This is a genomic window from Variovorax sp. AC103 (assembly GCF_979254005.1).
In genome coordinates this window covers 96662-111458 of sequence record NZ_CEEDFC010000024.1, presented here as the reverse complement: position 1 = coordinate 111458, position 14797 = coordinate 96662, and the positions used below count along the sequence as shown (strand labels likewise).

General features: G+C 66.1%; 19 protein-coding genes and 1 tRNA gene. 11 read left to right on the top strand and 9 right to left on the bottom strand.

What is annotated here, in order from left to right; all coding sequences use genetic code 11:
- Window positions 1–35: 35 nt before the first annotated feature.
- From AC0IYU_RS28500 to AC0IYU_RS28485, 4 genes are all read right to left on the bottom strand, one after another.
- Window positions 36–112, bottom strand: a tRNA-Gln gene (locus AC0IYU_RS28500).
- A 70-nt stretch (window positions 113–182) separates the two neighbouring features.
- Complete coding sequence (gene ispE, locus AC0IYU_RS28495) at window positions 183–1079, bottom strand: 4-(cytidine 5'-diphospho)-2-C-methyl-D-erythritol kinase (protein WP_472124076.1); 897 nt, start codon at window positions 1077–1079, stop codon at window positions 183–185.
- Window positions 1076–1609: a lipoprotein insertase outer membrane protein LolB gene (locus AC0IYU_RS28490; protein ID WP_472124074.1), complete on the bottom strand. Its 534-nt coding sequence runs from the start codon at window positions 1607–1609 to the stop codon at window positions 1076–1078. Before AC0IYU_RS28490 ends, ispE begins: the two co-directional genes overlap by 4 nt.
- A 1-nt stretch (window position 1610) precedes the next feature.
- The gene (locus AC0IYU_RS28485) at window positions 1611–3458 is read right to left on the bottom strand and encodes a tetratricopeptide repeat protein (protein WP_472124071.1); all 1848 of its coding nucleotides are present in this window, start codon (window positions 3456–3458) and stop codon (window positions 1611–1613) included.
- A gap of 82 nt (window positions 3459–3540) precedes the next feature.
- Here AC0IYU_RS28485 and mutM point away from each other — a divergent pair, with 82 nt between their 5' ends.
- From mutM to mutY, 3 genes are all read left to right on the top strand, one after another.
- Window positions 3541–4353: a bifunctional DNA-formamidopyrimidine glycosylase/DNA-(apurinic or apyrimidinic site) lyase gene (mutM, locus tag AC0IYU_RS28480; RefSeq protein ID WP_472124069.1), complete on the top strand. Its 813-nt coding sequence runs from the start codon at window positions 3541–3543 to the stop codon at window positions 4351–4353.
- Window positions 4354–4451: 98 nt separating this feature from the next.
- Window positions 4452–6413, top strand: coding sequence for a dynamin family protein (locus AC0IYU_RS28475; protein WP_472124066.1), 1962 nt, complete (start codon window positions 4452–4454; stop codon window positions 6411–6413).
- A 34-nt stretch (window positions 6414–6447) separates the two neighbouring features.
- Complete coding sequence (gene mutY, locus AC0IYU_RS28470) at window positions 6448–7482, top strand: A/G-specific adenine glycosylase (protein WP_435485098.1); 1035 nt, start codon at window positions 6448–6450, stop codon at window positions 7480–7482.
- Between the two features lie 12 nt (window positions 7483–7494).
- Here mutY and rapZ read toward each other — a convergent pair whose 3' ends face one another.
- The 5 genes from rapZ to AC0IYU_RS28445 form a co-directional block, all read right to left on the bottom strand.
- Entirely contained in the window at window positions 7495–8373 is an 879-nt protein-coding gene (rapZ, locus tag AC0IYU_RS28465) for an RNase adapter RapZ (RefSeq protein ID WP_435437051.1), read from the bottom strand.
- The gene (gene recN, locus AC0IYU_RS28460; RefSeq protein ID WP_472124063.1) at window positions 8370–10052 is read right to left on the bottom strand and encodes a DNA repair protein RecN; all 1683 of its coding nucleotides are present in this window, start codon (window positions 10050–10052) and stop codon (window positions 8370–8372) included. Before recN ends, rapZ begins: the two co-directional genes overlap by 4 nt.
- Window position 10053: 1 nt before the next feature.
- Window positions 10054–10971 carry an NAD kinase gene (locus tag AC0IYU_RS28455; protein ID WP_472124060.1) on the bottom strand — a complete coding sequence of 306 codons (918 nt, stop codon included), beginning with the start codon at window positions 10969–10971 and terminating at the stop codon, window positions 10054–10056.
- A 10-nt stretch (window positions 10972–10981) separates the two neighbouring features.
- The gene (locus tag AC0IYU_RS28450; RefSeq protein ID WP_108143154.1) at window positions 10982–11245 is read right to left on the bottom strand and encodes a hypothetical protein; all 264 of its coding nucleotides are present in this window, start codon (window positions 11243–11245) and stop codon (window positions 10982–10984) included.
- Between the two features lie 135 nt (window positions 11246–11380).
- Window positions 11381–11566 carry a hypothetical protein gene (locus AC0IYU_RS28445; RefSeq protein ID WP_472124058.1) on the bottom strand — a complete coding sequence of 62 codons (186 nt, stop codon included), beginning with the start codon at window positions 11564–11566 and terminating at the stop codon, window positions 11381–11383.
- A gap of 115 nt (window positions 11567–11681) precedes the next feature.
- Between AC0IYU_RS28445 and AC0IYU_RS28440 the strand changes: the two genes are divergently transcribed.
- The 8 genes from AC0IYU_RS28440 to AC0IYU_RS28405 all read left to right on the top strand — a co-directional run bounded on the left by AC0IYU_RS28440 (window position 11682) and on the right by AC0IYU_RS28405 (window position 14592).
- A complete protein-coding gene (locus AC0IYU_RS28440; RefSeq protein WP_472124055.1) occupies window positions 11682–11975 on the top strand; it encodes a single-stranded DNA-binding protein in 294 nt (97 codons plus the stop codon).
- Window positions 11976–11985: 10 nt separating this feature from the next.
- Window positions 11986–12189, top strand: a complete 204-nt coding sequence (locus tag AC0IYU_RS28435; RefSeq protein WP_472124052.1) for a hypothetical protein — start codon at window positions 11986–11988, stop codon at window positions 12187–12189.
- Window positions 12186–12368: a hypothetical protein gene (locus tag AC0IYU_RS28430; protein ID WP_472124050.1), complete on the top strand. Its 183-nt coding sequence runs from the start codon at window positions 12186–12188 to the stop codon at window positions 12366–12368. The genes AC0IYU_RS28435 and AC0IYU_RS28430 overlap by 4 nt, the downstream gene beginning before the upstream one ends.
- Window positions 12365–12622, top strand: a complete 258-nt coding sequence (locus AC0IYU_RS28425; RefSeq protein ID WP_472124048.1) for a hypothetical protein — start codon at window positions 12365–12367, stop codon at window positions 12620–12622. Before AC0IYU_RS28430 ends, AC0IYU_RS28425 begins: the two co-directional genes overlap by 4 nt.
- Entirely contained in the window at window positions 12619–12768 is a 150-nt protein-coding gene (locus tag AC0IYU_RS28420; RefSeq protein WP_472124045.1) for a hypothetical protein, read from the top strand. Before AC0IYU_RS28425 ends, AC0IYU_RS28420 begins: the two co-directional genes overlap by 4 nt.
- A 112-nt stretch (window positions 12769–12880) precedes the next feature.
- A complete protein-coding gene (locus AC0IYU_RS28415; protein WP_472124042.1) occupies window positions 12881–13951 on the top strand; it encodes a rolling circle replication-associated protein in 1071 nt (356 codons plus the stop codon).
- A 104-nt stretch (window positions 13952–14055) separates the two neighbouring features.
- Window positions 14056–14211: a hypothetical protein gene (locus AC0IYU_RS28410; RefSeq protein WP_472124039.1), complete on the top strand. Its 156-nt coding sequence runs from the start codon at window positions 14056–14058 to the stop codon at window positions 14209–14211.
- 165 nt (window positions 14212–14376) lie between these two features.
- The gene (locus AC0IYU_RS28405; RefSeq protein WP_472124036.1) at window positions 14377–14592 is read left to right on the top strand and encodes a major coat protein; all 216 of its coding nucleotides are present in this window, start codon (window positions 14377–14379) and stop codon (window positions 14590–14592) included.
- Window positions 14593–14797 lie beyond the last annotated feature (205 nt).

Sequence of the window (14797 nt, the reverse complement as noted above, 5' to 3'; positions counted from 1 at the left end):
AGACTGCGGCCGTTGGGCCGCAGTCTTTGAAGATTTGGCAGGGGAGAAAGGATTCGAACCTTTGCATGCTGGAATCAAAATCCAGTGCCTTAACCAGCTTGGCGACTCCCCTACACGGGTCGATGGTTTTCACCATCAACCGATATATGTCGCGTCGAACCGAATGAACGGATCGACTATCTTCAGGTTGCCCACCCGCACAGCGGATGAACTTCCAGGTTGCTGCATTGACGAACCTGCCAGCCCTTGGGGGCTTCCAGCAGTTCCGCTTTCTGCGGCGGTTGCGGCATTTTCGCGAACACCGAACTTCCGGAGCCGGTCATCCGTGCCTTCAGTCCCTGGGTTCCGAGCCATTCGATGGCGTCGGTGACCGCGGGGCAAAGTCGCTGGGCAACCGGCTGCAGGTCGTTGTGGCCGAAGTCGAAAACCGAGTCGCTCAAAACCGAGCTTTCCGGGTTCGTCGCTTCGAGCGATTCGCTCTCTGCAGCAAAGCCTGTGATTATAGCAACAGGAGAAGCACGTTCAAGATCTGTTGCTGAAAAAATTAATCGGGTATCGAGTCCTTCAGGAGGCTTGACCACCGCGAAACAGGCGGGAGGGAGTGTAACCGGTGTCAGTTGCTCGCCCACGCCTTCGACCCACGCGTTGCGTCCACCCAGAAAGAACGGCACGTCGGCGCCGAGCGTCAACCCGATCTGCGAGAGCCGCGACAGCGGCAGGTTCAGGCCCCACAGGCGATTGAGCGCGAGCAGGCAGGTCGCGGCATCCGAAGATCCTCCGCCCATGCCCGCCTGCGCCGGAACGCGCTTCGCCACGCCGATGTGTGCGCCTTGTCCTGGTGCGGCATGGGCTTGCAGCGCGCGCGCCGCGCGCAGGACCAGGTCGTCCGCGGGCAGCGCCGTCGTCAGGTCTTCGCGGCTCAGCTGTCCGTCGCGCCGCAGCTCGACGTGCAGCGTGTCGCACCAGTCGATCAGCATGAAGACCGATTGCAGCAGGTGGTAGCCGTCGTCGCGACGGCCGGTGATGTGCAGGAAGAGATTGAGCTTGGCCGGCGCGGGAAGGTCGTAGATCGCCTTCATGACCGTTCGAAAACGATGCGCAGGTCCGCGCGTGGACCTGGCGATTCGCGCAAGGCCTGCAGGCGGCCGTTGCCGAGCTGCGCCAGGTCGGGCTTCCAGCCGGGCACGGTGTCGTTGCGCCCCGCGAGCCATCCGAACAACGCGCCGACGGGAATGGCGGCGCCGGTGGCGGCCTCGATCAGTGCATCGACCGAGTCGAAGCGCCGCGTGTTGCTGCCGTCCTTCAACAGGGCTTCGCCGGGCGTCCAGTGCAGTTGAGCGAGCGTGCTGCCGATGGGGGTGGTCAGCGTGAGGTCGCCGGCTTCAGCCGAACCGCGCAGCTCGAACAGCGCGGCGAAGGTCTGCACCGGCTCGCTCTCGATGCGCAGCGACATGCGCCCGCTCCAGCTGTCCGAGGTCTTCGGTGTTGACGGGCCGCCCGACAGCTGGGCGCAGCCCGCCATCACGAGAAGCGCCGCGCCGCCTGCTGCCAGAAGAGCGCGGCGGCCGTGGTCGACTTGTGCGCTCGACAGTGCCGCTGTGCGCACCATGCTACGGCTTGACCCGCAGGCGCTTCAGCGTTTCCTGCAGGGTCTCGTTCTCGGCGTCGCTCAGCAACGCTTCCTTCCAGATCGTGACCGCGCGGTCTTTCTGGCCAATGGTCCACAGCACCTCGCCGAAGTGTGCGCCGATTTCCGGGTCGGGCCGCGTCTTGTAAGCGGCCTCCAGGACGCGGATCGCCTCGTCGGTGTTGCCGAGCCGGAACTCGACCCAGCCCAGGCTGTCGGCAATGAACGGATCGTTCGGTGCCAGCTGCACCGCCTTCTTGATCAGCGTGCGCGCCTCGTCGAGACGGATCTTGCGATCGGCGAACGAATAGCCCAGCGCGTTGTACGCGTTCTGGCTCTCGGGCTTCAGCTCGATCAGTCGGCGCAGCAGGCGCTCCATGTCGTCCAGGCGGTTGAGCTTCTCGGCCACCATGGCCTGGTCATAGACGAGGTCGCTGTCGTCCGGTGCAGCCGCGGAGGCCTGGGCCAGCATGTCGTAGGCGGCCTGGTATTGCTTCGCGTCGCGCAGCAGTTGCACTTCGGCAAGAAATTTCTGCTTCTTGTCTTCCGCGGTGCGCTCGGGCAGGGCGCGGATGACTTCGCGCGCCTGCGGCAGCTTGCCCTGGCGTGCCAGCAGCGAAGCACGGCGGGTTTGCGCGGCCACCACTTCCTCGGTGCCATCCACGCGCGAGAGCCAGCGCTCCGCGGCCGCATAGTCCTTGCGCCGCTCCGCCAGCTGCGAGAGTGCGAAATACGCCTGCGCCACGCCGCGCTTGCGGTCGGCATCGTCCGTATCCTTGGCGGCCTGGCTGCCCGACAGCTCGATGAAGCGCTTGATCGAGGCTTCGGCCGCTGCGTCCTGCCTGGACTGCATCTGCAGGCTGCCGAGCAGCAGCCATGGCTCCGCCAGGTCGGGCCGCGAGGACGTGACGGCCTGCAGTTGCGTGGCGGCGTCGTTGAAGCGGCGGTTCTCGACCAGCACCCGCGCGTACGCCACGCGCAGGTCGGGCGAGGCCTTGGGGTTGTTGCTCAGGAAGCGCGTGACGATCGGCTCGGCCAGCGGTTGGCCGGGGTCGATCAATTCGAGCGCCAGCGCGGCCGGTGCGTCGGAGGCGGGGTCGATGTCCTGGCCCTTGCGCGCGGCGTCCAGGGCGCCCGACACGTCGCCCGCATTGAGGCGCAGCCGCCCGACGGTGGCCCAGGCCAGTCCACCGGTGGCGGGGCTCTTGAGTTCGTCGACCAGCGCCTGTTCGACCACCGAGGCCGCCAGCTTCTTGTCCGAGGCGCGCGAGTAGTTGCGCGCGATCACGGCCATCAGCAGCGGGCGTTCGATCTGCGAGGTGGCGGCCACCTCGGCGCGCAGCGGTTCGACCGTTTCGCCGATGCGGTTCAGCGCAATCAGAATCTGCAGCTCGATGCGCCGTGCGTCGCGAGAGGTCGGCAGCGTTTCCTGCCAGGCGCGCGCCGCGGCAAGGGCGGCGTCGCCGGAGCGCGATTGCAGTGCGATCTCCACTGCGCGCTGGAACAGCTTGCCGTCGCGCAGCCGGCGCGCGGCGTCCAGCACCAGCGCGTAGCCCGAGCCGGGGTCGCCGGAGCGCGTCGTCATTTCGCCCATCAGGATTTCGTAGAACAGGTCGGCGGTAAGCGCCGAGGGCTGTGCTTCGGGCTCGCTCACCGGCTTGGCAGCGACCACCCGCGGCCTGGCCGCTGGCTTCGGCGGTGCGGACCGCTCGATGACCGGCGCGGGGCTGGTAGGGGCTGCGGGATCTGATGTCTGTGCGTGAACGGCACAAGCCAGTAAGGCGAGAGACGCGGCCGCCGCAAGGCGGTGTCGGCGGGGCGAAAGATTCATCTGACCATAATAATCCAGGCTTTTGAACGAGCGCCGCGCGGGGGCTTCGCCGCTGCGCGCGTTTGCCGGAGATTTACCTTTCATGCCCGAATTACCCGAAGTCGAAGTCACCCGGCGCGGTTTTGCCGACCGCATCGCCGGCGCGCGCATCGACGCGGTGCGCATCGGCAAGCCGTTGCGGTGGGCCCTCATGGTGTTGCCCGAGGCGCTGGCCGGGCGCCATGTGCTGCAGGTGCGCCGGCGCGGCAAGTACCTGCTGATCGACCTGGATCGCGGCATCCTGCTACTGCACCTGGGCATGTCGGGCAGCCTGCGTTTCGACATGGCATTGCCCCCGCCCGGCACGCACGACCACTTCGACCTGGTGACCGACCGCGGCACCCTGCGGCTGAACGACCCGCGCCGCTTCGGCGCCGTGGTCTACGTCGACCACGAAGACGCCCCCTGGGCCATCAAGCTGCTCGGCGGCCTGGGCATGGAGCCGCTGGGCGACGGCTTCGACCTCGATGCCTTCCATGCGGGTCTTAAAAAGCGCAAGAGCGCCGTCAAGCAGGTGCTGCTGGCGGGCGACGTGGTGGTGGGGGTGGGCAACATCTATGCGTCGGAGGCGCTGTTCCAGGCGGGCATACGACCGACGCTTTCGGCGGCGCGCATCAGCCGTCCGCGCGCCGCCAAGCTGCATGCGGCCGTGCGCGAGATCCTGGCGCGGGCGGTGGAGAAGGGCGGCAGCACGCTGCGCGACTTCTCGAACGTGGACGGCAAGAACGGCTATTTCCAGCTCGAAGCAACGGTCTACGGCCGTGCGGGCGAGCCCTGTCGGGTTTGCGCAACGCCGATCAAGCTGCTGCGCCAGGGGCAGCGCTCTACCTTCTATTGCCCCGTCTGCCAGAAGTAAGCGTGGGACGCCGCCAACACAGCCAACGGAATATCCAGGAAACGGTTGTTGCAGGCCTGCCGATGCTATATTTGTAAGCTCTTTCTTACACATTCCCCTTGAGCCGCTCTTTCAACCAACAACTCGATCAGCACGGCGCGTGGCGAAGCAATTTCGCCCGCCGGCTGCAGTGGCTGTCCCGCTGGCTGACCGAGAACGAGCTGCTCGACCAGTCGGTGGCCGAACGGTTGCGCGGGCTCGAAACACAGATCCGCACCAGCAAGGTCATGGTCGCCTTCGTCGCCGAGTTCTCGCGCGGCAAGTCGGAACTGATCAACGCCATCTTCTTTGCGGGTTACGGGCGCCGCATCATGCCGGCGAGCGCGGGCCGCACCACGATGTGCCCGACCGAACTGGGTTACGACCCCGCGCTGGCACCCAAGCTGCGGCTGCTGCCGATCGAGACCCGCCTGGAACCTCACTCGCTCGCCCACTGGCGCGAGAAGCCCACGCGCTGGACCGAGATCGCCATCGACGTCGCCAACGCGGAGCAGCTTGCGCAGGCCATGGGCAAGGTGGCCGAGGTGCGCTGGGTCGGCAAGGAAGAAGCGCGCGCGCTGGGCTTCTGGAACGACGACACACCCGACGACAACCCGGTGCAGGACGCCGAAGGCCGCGTCGAAATCCCGCGCTGGCGCCATGCGGTGCTGAACATGCCGCACCCGCTGCTGGAGCAGGGGCTGGTGATTCTCGACACGCCCGGCCTGAACGCGATCGGCGCCGAGCCCGAACTCACGGTGAGCCTGATTCCGCAGGCGCATGCGGTGGTCTTCATCCTGGGCGCCGAAACCGGCGTCACGCGTTCCGACCTCTCGATCTGGCGCGAACACCTGATCACCGAGGACGAAGGCAACGACACGCGCTTCGTGGTGCTCAACAAGATCGACACGATGTGGGACACGCTGAGCACGCCCGAGCACATCGAGCAGCAGATCGAGCGCCAGCGCGAAGGCGCGGCCCGTCTGCTCGAAGTGCCGCTGGCGCAGGTGCTGCCGGTGTCGGCGCAAAAGGGGCTGCAGGCCAAGATCCAGCACGACGCGCAACTGCTGCAGGCCAGCCGCCTGCCGGCGCTCGAATCGCTGCTGGGCGAAGGCGTGCTCGGCAAGCGCGAGACCATGCTGCGGCTGGCGGTCGATGCCGGCATGACCGCGTTGCGCGCTGAAGCCGAACGCATCCTGAAGGTGCGCCAGCGCGACCTGTCGGAGCAGGCGCTCGAACTGCAGGGCCTGCGCGGCAAGAACGTCTCGGTGATCCGCCACATGCGTGCGCGCATCGACCAGGAACACGCCGAGTTCGAGGGCAGCAACACGCGCATCCTGGCGTTGCGCTCGGTGCAGGGCAAGCTGCTGCGCGAGGTGTACGCCGTGCTCGGGCGTACCGCGCTCAAGGCCGACATGGTGCGGCTGTCGGCCGCGCTCAAGCGCCCGGGCGTCAAGTTCAACGTGCGCAAGGTGTACGCAGAGACCTTCGACTCGCTGCGCAACAACCTGCGCGAAGTGCAGGCGACCACGGCCGAGATCCAGTCGATGCTGCACGCCACCTTCCGCCAGCTCAACGCCGAGCAGGGCTTCACGCTGCAGGCGCCGGCCGAGCCCGATCTCACGGGCTTCGAGCAGGAGCTCAGCCAGATCGAACGCAGCCACATCCATTACCTGGGCGTGGGCAACCTGCTGAAGCTGGCGCAGGCCGATTTCTGCGACAAGCTGGTGCGCGCGCTGGCCAGCCGTCTGCGCCTCGTCAACGAAGCCGCCATGACCGAGGTCGAGCGCTGGAGCAAGGGCGCGAGCGCGCAGATCGATGTACAGCTCAAGGAGCGCCGGCGCAATTTCAGCAAACGCATCGAGGCCATCGAGCGCATCCAGAGCGCGGCGGGCAACCTGGACGAGCGCTTGATCGAGCTGGCCGCGCAGGAGCGCGACCTGGCCGAGCTGCACGTGCGGCTGCGCGAGTTCACGTCGCTGATCGCGCAGCCGGGAAAGCCGCCGCCCCTGGCCACGGCCGGCGAATTGCGTGCGGCCTGAACGTTCCGCCGCCGAGGCGGTTGTCTCTTCGCCATTGCCCCCCGATTTCGCCGCACAGATCGTGAGCTGGCAGCGCACCCACGGGCGCAGCCAGCTGCCGTGGCAGAACACCCGCGACCCCTACCGCGTGTGGCTGTCGGAGGTGATGCTCCAGCAGACGCAGGTCACGACGGTGCTGGGCTATTTCGCGCGTTTTCTCGAACGCTTTCCCGACGTGAAGGCCTTGGCCGCCGGCACGGAAGACGAGGTGTTCGGCCTGTGGAGCGGCCTGGGCTACTACAGCCGTGCGCGCAACATGCACCGCTGTGCGCAGGACGTGGTTGCGCGCTTTGGCGGCGAGTTTCCGCGCACCGCCGTCGAACTCGTCACGCTGCCGGGCATCGGCCGGTCGACCTCCGCGGCGATCGCAGCCTTCTGCTTCGGCGAGCGCGTCGCCATCCTTGACGGCAACGTGAAGCGCGTGCTGACGCGCGTGCTCGGTTTCGCGGGCGACATGTCTTCATCGGCGCAGGAGCGCGCACTGTGGGACCTGGCGACCGAGTTGCTGCCGCCCGCCGAACAGCGCGAGGCGATTGCGCACTACACACAAGGGCTGATGGACCTGGGCGCCACCGTGTGCCTGCCGCGCAAGCCCAGCTGCATGATCTGCCCGGTCAACAGGACCTGCGCGGCCTTGCGTGAAGGGACGCCCGAGCGCTATCCCGTGAAGACCCGCAAGCTCAAGCGCAGCGCCCAGTCGCTCTGGGTGCTGCTCGCGCGAGATGCGCAGGGCCGTGCCTGGTTGGAAAAGCGCCCCGCCAAGGGCATCTGGGCCGGGCTTTACTGCCTGCCAGTGTTCGACAGCCGCGAAGAGCTGCTCGCCGCATTGCCCGCCACCGCGCAGCGCGATGCGCAGGACCTGCCGGCCTTCGTGCATGTGCTGACCCACAAGGACCTGCATCTGCACCCCGTGCAACTGCAGGGCGGCCAGCCGCAAGGCGACGGTGCGCGCTGGGTCTCTGCAGAGGAATGGAGCCGGCTGGGGCTGCCGGCGCCGATGCGCAAGCTGCTGGAGGGCAGCGAGGCCTAGAGGCGGGCGGCCTCAGGTCGCGTCGAGTTCGCGGTGCCGCTTCAGCGCACCCCATCGCGCGCCGAAAGACCGCGCCAGCTGCTCGACCAGGAACACCGAGCGGTGCTGCCCGCCGGTGCAGCCGATCGCCACCGTGACGTAGCTGCGGTGGTCGCGCGCCAGCGCATCGAGCCAGTGCGACAGGAACTGCTCGATGTCGTCGTACATGCGCGCCACGTCGTCGTGCTCGCGCAGCCACTCGATCACCGGCTCGTCGCGGCCCGTGAGCGGCCGCAGCGCGGGCACGTAGTGCGGGTTGGGCAGCATGCGCACATCGAACACGTAGTCGGCATCCAGCGGCACGCCGCGCTTGAAGGCGAACGACTCGAAGACCAGCGTCAACGCGTTCTGCGGCGCGGAGATCAGCGACTTGATGTAGCTCTGCAGCTGCGCCGGGCGGATCAGGCTGGTGTCGATCACGTCGGCGCCGTCGCGCAGGTCGGCCAGCAGTTCGCGCTCCAGCTCGATGGCCTGCACCAGCACCCGATGCTGTTCGGGCACGTCGGTGCGGCCTTCCTGGCGCGAGAGGGGATGGCGGCGGCGGGTTTCCGAATAGCGGCGCAGCAGGGCATCGGTCGTCGCATCGAGGAACAGCGAGCGCAGCGAAATGCCGCCGTCGCGCCGCAGCGCTTCGAGCTGCTGCGGAACGATCGGCAGCGACACGCCGCTGCGCACGTCCATGGCAATGGCCACGCGCGGGGTTTCCTGTTCGTGTTGCAGGGCAATGAAGGGCGTCAGCAGCTCGGGCGGCAGGTTGTCGACGCAGTAGTAGCCGGCGTCTTCCATGGCATGCAGGGCCACCGACTTGCCGGAACCCGACATGCCCGTGATGAGCACGAGATCGAGGTTCATGGCGCGGTCACGGAGGTCTTGTGGCCCAGCATTTCGCGGGCGTGGGCCAGGGAGGTCTGCGAGACCTTTTCGCCGCCCAGCATGCGGGCGATTTCCTTGGCGCGGTTGTCGTCGTCGAGGCGGGACACGCCGCTCTCGGTGCGCGGGCCCTCCTTGCCGGCGGCCGCCGTCTGGCGCTTGGCGACCACGAGGTGGTGGTCGGCGCAGGCGGCCACCTGCGGCAGGTGGGTCACGGCGAGCACCTGGCGGTCGCGGCCGAGCTGCTTCATGAGCCGGCCGACCGTCTCGGCGACAGCGCCGCCGACGCCCGCGTCGACCTCGTCGAAGATCAGCGTCTGTGCGGCGCCGAGCTGGCTGGTCGTCACGGCGATGGCCAGCGCGATGCGCGACAGTTCGCCGCCCGAGGCCACCTTGCCGATGGCGCGCGGCGTGCTGCCGGTGTGGCCGGCCACGAGGAACGCCACTTCTTCCAGGCCGGCGCGGCCGGGCTGCGCCAGCGGCTGCAGCTCGACCTCGAAACGCCCGCCCTGCATGCCCAGGCCCTGCATGGCTTGCGTCACGGCCTGCGCGAGGCGCGGCGCAGCCTGCTTGCGCAACTTGCCGAGGGCCTTGGCTTCCTTCATGTAGACCTGCTGCGCGGCTTCTTCGGCGCGCTCCAGGCCTTCGAGATCGCTTTGTGCGTCGAGCGCCTGCAGCTCGGCCTGCCAGCCGGCCAGCAGCGCCGGCAGGTCGGCGGGCGTGCGCTTGTAGCGGCGTGCGAGTGACATCCACAAGCCCATGCGCTCGTCAAGTTCGGCGAGGCCGCGGGGGTCCGCGTCGGCGTCGCGCAGGTAGCCGTGCAACGAATGCGCCGCATCGGAGGCCTGTGCCACGCAGGAAGCCAGCACTTCGCCCAGGTTGCGGAACTCGGGCTCGATGTGCTCGCAGTTCTGCAGCAGCGTGGCCGCGCGCGTGAGGGCGCCAAGGGCGCCATGGTCGTCGTCCTCCAGCGCCTGGCTGGCACCCTGGGCCGCGTCGATCAGGGCCTGCGCATTGGAGATGCGCGAATGGTTGGTCGACAGCTCTTCCCATTCGTCCGCGCCCGGTGCGAGCTTGGCGACTTCGGAAATCTGCCATTGAAGCCGCTCGCGTTCGCGCTGCAGCGAGTCTTGCGCCGAGCGCGCGTGTTCGAGCGATGAAAGCGCCTGCCGCCAGCCATGCCAGGCTGCGTCGAGCGCGTCGGTGCGCACGCCGGCGTAGGCGTCCAGCAGGCCGCGCACGGGCTCGGGCCGCGTCAGGCTCTGCCAGGCGTGCTGCCCATGGATGTCGAGCAGGTGGTCGCCGAGTTCGCGCAGTTGCGTGGCAGTGGCCGGGCTGCCGTTGATCCAGCCGCGGCTGCGGCCCTGCAGGTCGACGGTACGGCGCAGCAGGAGGGCGTCGCCGGCTTCGAAGCCGCCTTCGTCGAGCCATGTGTCCAGGGCCGGGTCGGCGTCGAACTCCGCGCTCACGTCGAGCCGCTCGGCGCCTTCGCGCACCGCGCCCGCGTCGGCGCGGTTGCCCAGCGCCAGCTGCAGCGCGTCGATCAGGATGGATTTGCCCGCGCCGGTTTCACCGGTCAAGACCGTGAAGCCGCCGGACAGGTCGAGTTCGAGTGATCGCACGATCACGAAGTCGCGCAGTGCGATGCGTCGCAGCGCCATGTCAGGAGCCCCCTTCGTTCCAGTGAAGTTTCTTGCGCAAGGTATCGAAATAGCTCCAGCCGCGCGGATGCAGGAAGCGCACGCGGAAGTCGGAGCGGCGCACCACCACGCGGTCGCCGATGGCGAGCGAGGCCAATGACTGCATGTCGAAATTGGCGCTGGCGTCGCGCCCGCCGACCAGCTCGATCACGATCTCGTCGGCATCGGGCAGCAGCACGGGGCGGTTCGACAGCGTGTGCGGCGCAATGGGCACCAGCACCCAGCCCGGCACCGCCGGATGCAGCAGCGGGCCGCCGGCCGACAGCGCGTAGGCCGTCGAGCCCGTGGGCGTGGCGATGATCAGCCCGTCGGCGCGCTGGTTGGCCACGAAGTGCCGCCCGACCGACACGCGCAGCTCGACCATGCCGGAGGTGGCGCCGCGGTTGACCACCACGTCGTTCATGGCGAGCGCGTCGAACACCGAGACGCCGTCGCGCATGACGCGCGCGTGGATCAGGCTGCGGTGGTCTTCTTCGTATTCGCCGGCCAGCATGGGAATCAGCGTGGCCTGGTAGTTGTCCAGCGGAATGTCGGTGATGAAGCCGAGGCGGCCGCGGTTGATGCCGATCAAGGGAATGCCGTAGCTCGCGAGCTGCCGGCCGATGCCGAGCATGGTGCCGTCACCGCCGACCACCAGGCCGAGGTCGCAGCGCTGGCCGATTTCTTCGACCGACAGGGCTTCGTAGCGCGGATGGGCCGGGGCGCCTTCGTCTTCCTCTGCCTCTTCGCAGGTCGAGCGCTCGACGAAAACCGTGCAGCCCTGCGATTCGAGAAATGTGCCGATGTCTTCCATCACCCCGTCGCGTGCGTCCGCCTGCGCTCGGGCGCCGGAAGCCTGGTATTTGCCGATCAGGGCGACGTAACGGAAGCGAGAGGTCATATCTCACAAATTACAACATCAAAACCTTGCGCATTCGCGACACCATGCGCGTTTTGCAGGCGCTGTCCTTCTCAGATTCCAACGCTGCGATGACGATCCACTTATCGACGTCCTCGCCCAGATGCTCCGCCATGGCTCCCGCAATCGCTGGGCTCAGATGCTCTCGGTACTTGCAGTTGTAGAGCGCTTGTTTCGATAAGCCGAGTTCGCGTGCCCACGCCGACAGATCGCGCACCTTTTCTGCGGTGCTTAGCAGATTCATGGTCGTTTTCATATCAGACAAGTCCTCATGTTGTTTAACGGTAACTCAAGCTGTGGAATCATACGGAAGGCTTGTTAAACAGGGTGATTAATGGTTACTCTCCGTGACGTTAATCGTTGTGATTAACGCAACAGGAGCCGCCTTGCATCACCGATCCAACCTCTTTGCGTCCGCCACTGGCACCAGCACCCAGACGAATCCATCGGGTGCCACCGGTTTGTCGAACAGTGAACTCGTCTCCGGTTCGCGTTTGAAGACGGTGGCGAGCGCTTGCACGAAGCCGATAGCCGCCATCGCGCAAATGGACCAAAAGAGCAAGGGATTGACGGTCATAGGGCCGCATCGTAACGGCCAGTCCGGGGCGGGCTTCCGCGTCTGACGTTTCACACGATAGCCCTGCGTGCAGGGCCTTCGCGTGCAACGTCGCACGACTTTTGGAGTCAGCCAAATGATCCGCATCACCATCGCACAGGCCACGGCCGAAACCATTCCCTACACGTCGAAGAAAGACGGTTCCCAACAGTCGATCCGCAAGCAGACGGCCTACGCTCACACCGTGGATCGCGATGGCAATCCGGCGCTTTACCCCGAAAAGTTCGGCTTCCTGCTGAACCGCGACGAAGCTCCCCACGCTGCTGGCGATTACACCCTGCACCCCTCGGCGTTCGAAGTCGTGGACGGCAAGTTGCTGCTCCGCAACGTCCGGCTGACTCCGGTCGCCGCTCGCGTTAAGACCGCCTGAGGGTTGCACCATGCTCGCAGACCCCAAGGTCTTGAGCGCGGTGCGTCGAGTCAACCTCGAAGCCTCGCTACTGGCGCTGCTCGTTGAAGGCATGAACGAGCATGGCGCGGACTCGCTCGAAGTGACGATCTCGCTCGGCGACAACCACGCGCCTGCCGATATCGACATTGCATACCTGGCGGATGGTGTGCCGGTGGCCGGAGAGTCGCTGTGAAGCCGCTCAAGTTGTTGACGGTGGATGACTTGCTCGACGGCTCGCGCATCGCCTGCAACATCTTGATCAGCGCTGCTGCGTTGCTCTTCTGCATCGTGGTGTTGATGGACATGTTCTCTCGTGTCGCGGATATCGGCGCGTACCAGCAGATCGCCATTGATTGCGTGAGGTCGCTGTGAATACGACTCTGGCCGAAATGTCCGCGTACGCGACGAAGGTTGAGCGTCGGAAAGTCGCTGTGAAGTGCCCGGCACCCGAACAGCTTCTGCTCGACCTGGGCGAATGCGCCCGCGATGCCGTCAACGCATCGGTCGAAGCTGTGCATCGTGCCAACGATCTGGTGCGGCTTTATGCCCGGCACTCCGGCCTCACGGAAGAACAAGCGCATCACGTGCTGTTCGCTCCTGGTGGTGTCAAGGAGAAGCGTGAGTGAGCGCACAGGCCCGCAACTTCCTCCGCCTCCGTTACTGGCTCGAAGCCCGCGACGGTGGCGAGCTTCGCGCTCTGTCCCCCTACGAAGAAGTCATCGCGCGCAACCTGCGTGTGCTGGCGGCATCGCTGATCGAGGCGACGCTGTGAAGCTCTGGCACTGCATCGCTGTGGCGCTCGGCGTCGCGCTCTTGCCCACGTACCTGCTGGGCTCGATTTGGCTTGTCGCCAATGCCGTTCTCTGGATCAACGGAATCGGTGCATGAGCTACCTTATTGGCCCCATCAAGCCGGATCGCGGCCCCCAGTTCGTTGCGCACCTGGGCCGTCATTACGTTGGCGCGCATCAGGCGCAAGTCGATGCCGCGCGCGCCGCATCCGTCGAAGCCCTCCGTGCGTTCTCGGCTCGCGAATTCGCGCTGGCCGGTGAGGCTGCAGAAGCGCGCGCAGCGCGCGGGCTTGTCTCAGTATCAACAAGTGGTTTTGCTGCTCTCCCAACCGCCATGCGGTGGGCAGAGCAGTGCATCACCATCGACCGGGCGCAAGCCCGTGTCACCCGTCTTCGCAAGGCCATCGGCGTGGGCGCGAAGTGCCTGATGAACCTCGTAGAGGCACCGCCGACAAATAACGTGATGGTGACCCTCACCTATGCGGACAAGAAGGACGCTGGCACCGGTCAGACCCTTTGGAAGCCGCGCCATGTGTCCGACTACATCCGCAAGGTGCGCGAGTGGTTCAAGGACCGGTGCCCCGGCCAGCGGCTGCGCTATGTCTGGGTCGCAGAGATTCAAGACGGAAGCAAGCGTGCCGATGGCATTGGCCGTGGCGTCCTGCACTACCACTGCATCTTCTTCCTGCCCGATGGTGTCTCGATGCCTTATGCCGACCGTCGCCGCAAGCGAAAGGGCGTCTACGAGGCCGCCTGGTGGCCGCACGGTGCATCGAATACCAAGAAAGCAACCCAGCCCATCGGCTACCTCATGAAGTACGCCAGCAAGCTCGAAAGCAAAAGCATAGGAGGGTTCCCTCGTGGCGCTCGAATCTCTGGTGTCGGTGGCCTTGATCAAGCTGGCGCTGCTTTTAAGCGCTGGGTTCTGTGGCCTGCGTATGTGCAGGGGAATGCTTCGGTGCAAGACCGCTTCCGACCTGCGGAGGGAGGCGGCTACATCAATGCTGAGACCGGCCAGCTTCTCGAATCTGAGTTCGCACCAACAGGCGGCGGTTTTTCGAGCTTTATGCGAGTGCGCAACACGCCGCGATTCGACTTCGGCAATGACGCTGGATCGCCCACCGGCCCCTTCTCGTGGCTTCCTGAGCCCGTCACCGTGCATTGAGGAAAAGCGATGACCACCGATCAATTTGCAACGCTGATGGACGTTCTCTACGCGGTCTCGACCGTCATCACGTTTGGCCTCGGCTACCTGGCTGGAGACACCGCATGAAAGCCCGCATCACTGCATGGATCGTCGTTCTCGGCCTCGTCTGGGGTGGCGTGCATCTGCTGAGCAAGTGGAAGAACCCATGGACCGGCGCAGTGCCCGTGACCGCTGTGATGCCCGCCATGCCTGGCTGCTCGAAGGAGTGCACCGAATGACGATGGTTGGCGCGTTTTTGCTGGCTTGGATGACCGGCTATGTCCTCGGCTGGAAGGTTCGCGCAATCAAGCGGACTTTGTACGCGGCCTGATGAAGTTTCAGCGCTGAGCCTTGCGTGCAGGGCTCAACGCCGCAACGTCGCGGTTTCAATGGAGTAGAGAGAAATGAACAAGCAATTCGCACGCATCGGTGCCGGTGTCGCAACCTTCGGCGCGGCCGCATCCTCGTTCGCTGCCGATCCGGCGGACGCATTGGCCGCTGTGTCGTCGCTCAGCACCAGCTCGACCGGCTTCGGTCCCGTGATGTTCGGCCTAGCTGTGACGGTCGTCGGCATCATGATCGGCGTGAAGTGGATCAAGCGCGCTCGCGGCGCCGCCTAAGCATCAGCCTCGGGCTTTTTCTGCTGTGCACCCCTCGGGGTGTGCAGTGGTAAACGTCTGGAGCTTCTATGGACCGCATCGCCCTCGCATTCATCGCTCTCGCCCTTGTGGCCTGTGCAGCCACCAATCGTCCCGCTGACCCTTTCAAGGACCGCATTCGAGCCTGCGGGACCGTCATTGGCGTCTGTGGGAGTCAGGTGTGGTG

Bases quoted from the DNA above. Each gene is read 5' to 3' on its own strand.
- AC0IYU_RS28490 (WP_472124074.1), bottom strand. From the start codon at position 1,609: ATGGTGCGCACAGCGGCACTGTCGAGCGCACAAGTCGACCACGGCCGC.
- AC0IYU_RS28445 (WP_472124058.1), bottom strand. From the start codon at position 11,566: ATGACCGTCAATCCCTTGCTCTTTTGGTCCATTTGCGCGATGGCGGCT.
- ispE (WP_472124076.1), bottom strand. From the start codon at position 1,079: ATGAAGGCGATCTACGACCTTCCCGCGCCGGCCAAGCTCAATCTCTTC.
- mutM (WP_472124069.1), top strand. From the start codon at position 3,541: ATGCCCGAATTACCCGAAGTCGAAGTCACCCGGCGCGGTTTTGCCGAC.
- AC0IYU_RS28405 (WP_472124036.1), top strand. From the start codon at position 14,377: ATGAACAAGCAATTCGCACGCATCGGTGCCGGTGTCGCAACCTTCGGC.
- AC0IYU_RS28455 (WP_472124060.1), bottom strand. From the start codon at position 10,971: ATGACCTCTCGCTTCCGTTACGTCGCCCTGATCGGCAAATACCAGGCT.
- AC0IYU_RS28450 (WP_108143154.1), bottom strand. From the start codon at position 11,245: ATGAAAACGACCATGAATCTGCTAAGCACCGCAGAAAAGGTGCGCGAT.
- AC0IYU_RS28485 (WP_472124071.1), bottom strand. From the start codon at position 3,458: ATGAATCTTTCGCCCCGCCGACACCGCCTTGCGGCGGCCGCGTCTCTC.
- rapZ (WP_435437051.1), bottom strand. From the start codon at position 8,373: ATGAACCTCGATCTCGTGCTCATCACGGGCATGTCGGGTTCCGGCAAG.
- AC0IYU_RS28410 (WP_472124039.1), top strand. From the start codon at position 14,056: ATGAAAGCCCGCATCACTGCATGGATCGTCGTTCTCGGCCTCGTCTGG.
- AC0IYU_RS28435 (WP_472124052.1), top strand. From the start codon at position 11,986: ATGCTCGCAGACCCCAAGGTCTTGAGCGCGGTGCGTCGAGTCAACCTC.
- recN (WP_472124063.1), bottom strand. From the start codon at position 10,052: ATGGCGCTGCGACGCATCGCACTGCGCGACTTCGTGATCGTGCGATCA.
- AC0IYU_RS28415 (WP_472124042.1), top strand. From the start codon at position 12,881: ATGAGCTACCTTATTGGCCCCATCAAGCCGGATCGCGGCCCCCAGTTC.
- AC0IYU_RS28440 (WP_472124055.1), top strand. From the start codon at position 11,682: ATGATCCGCATCACCATCGCACAGGCCACGGCCGAAACCATTCCCTAC.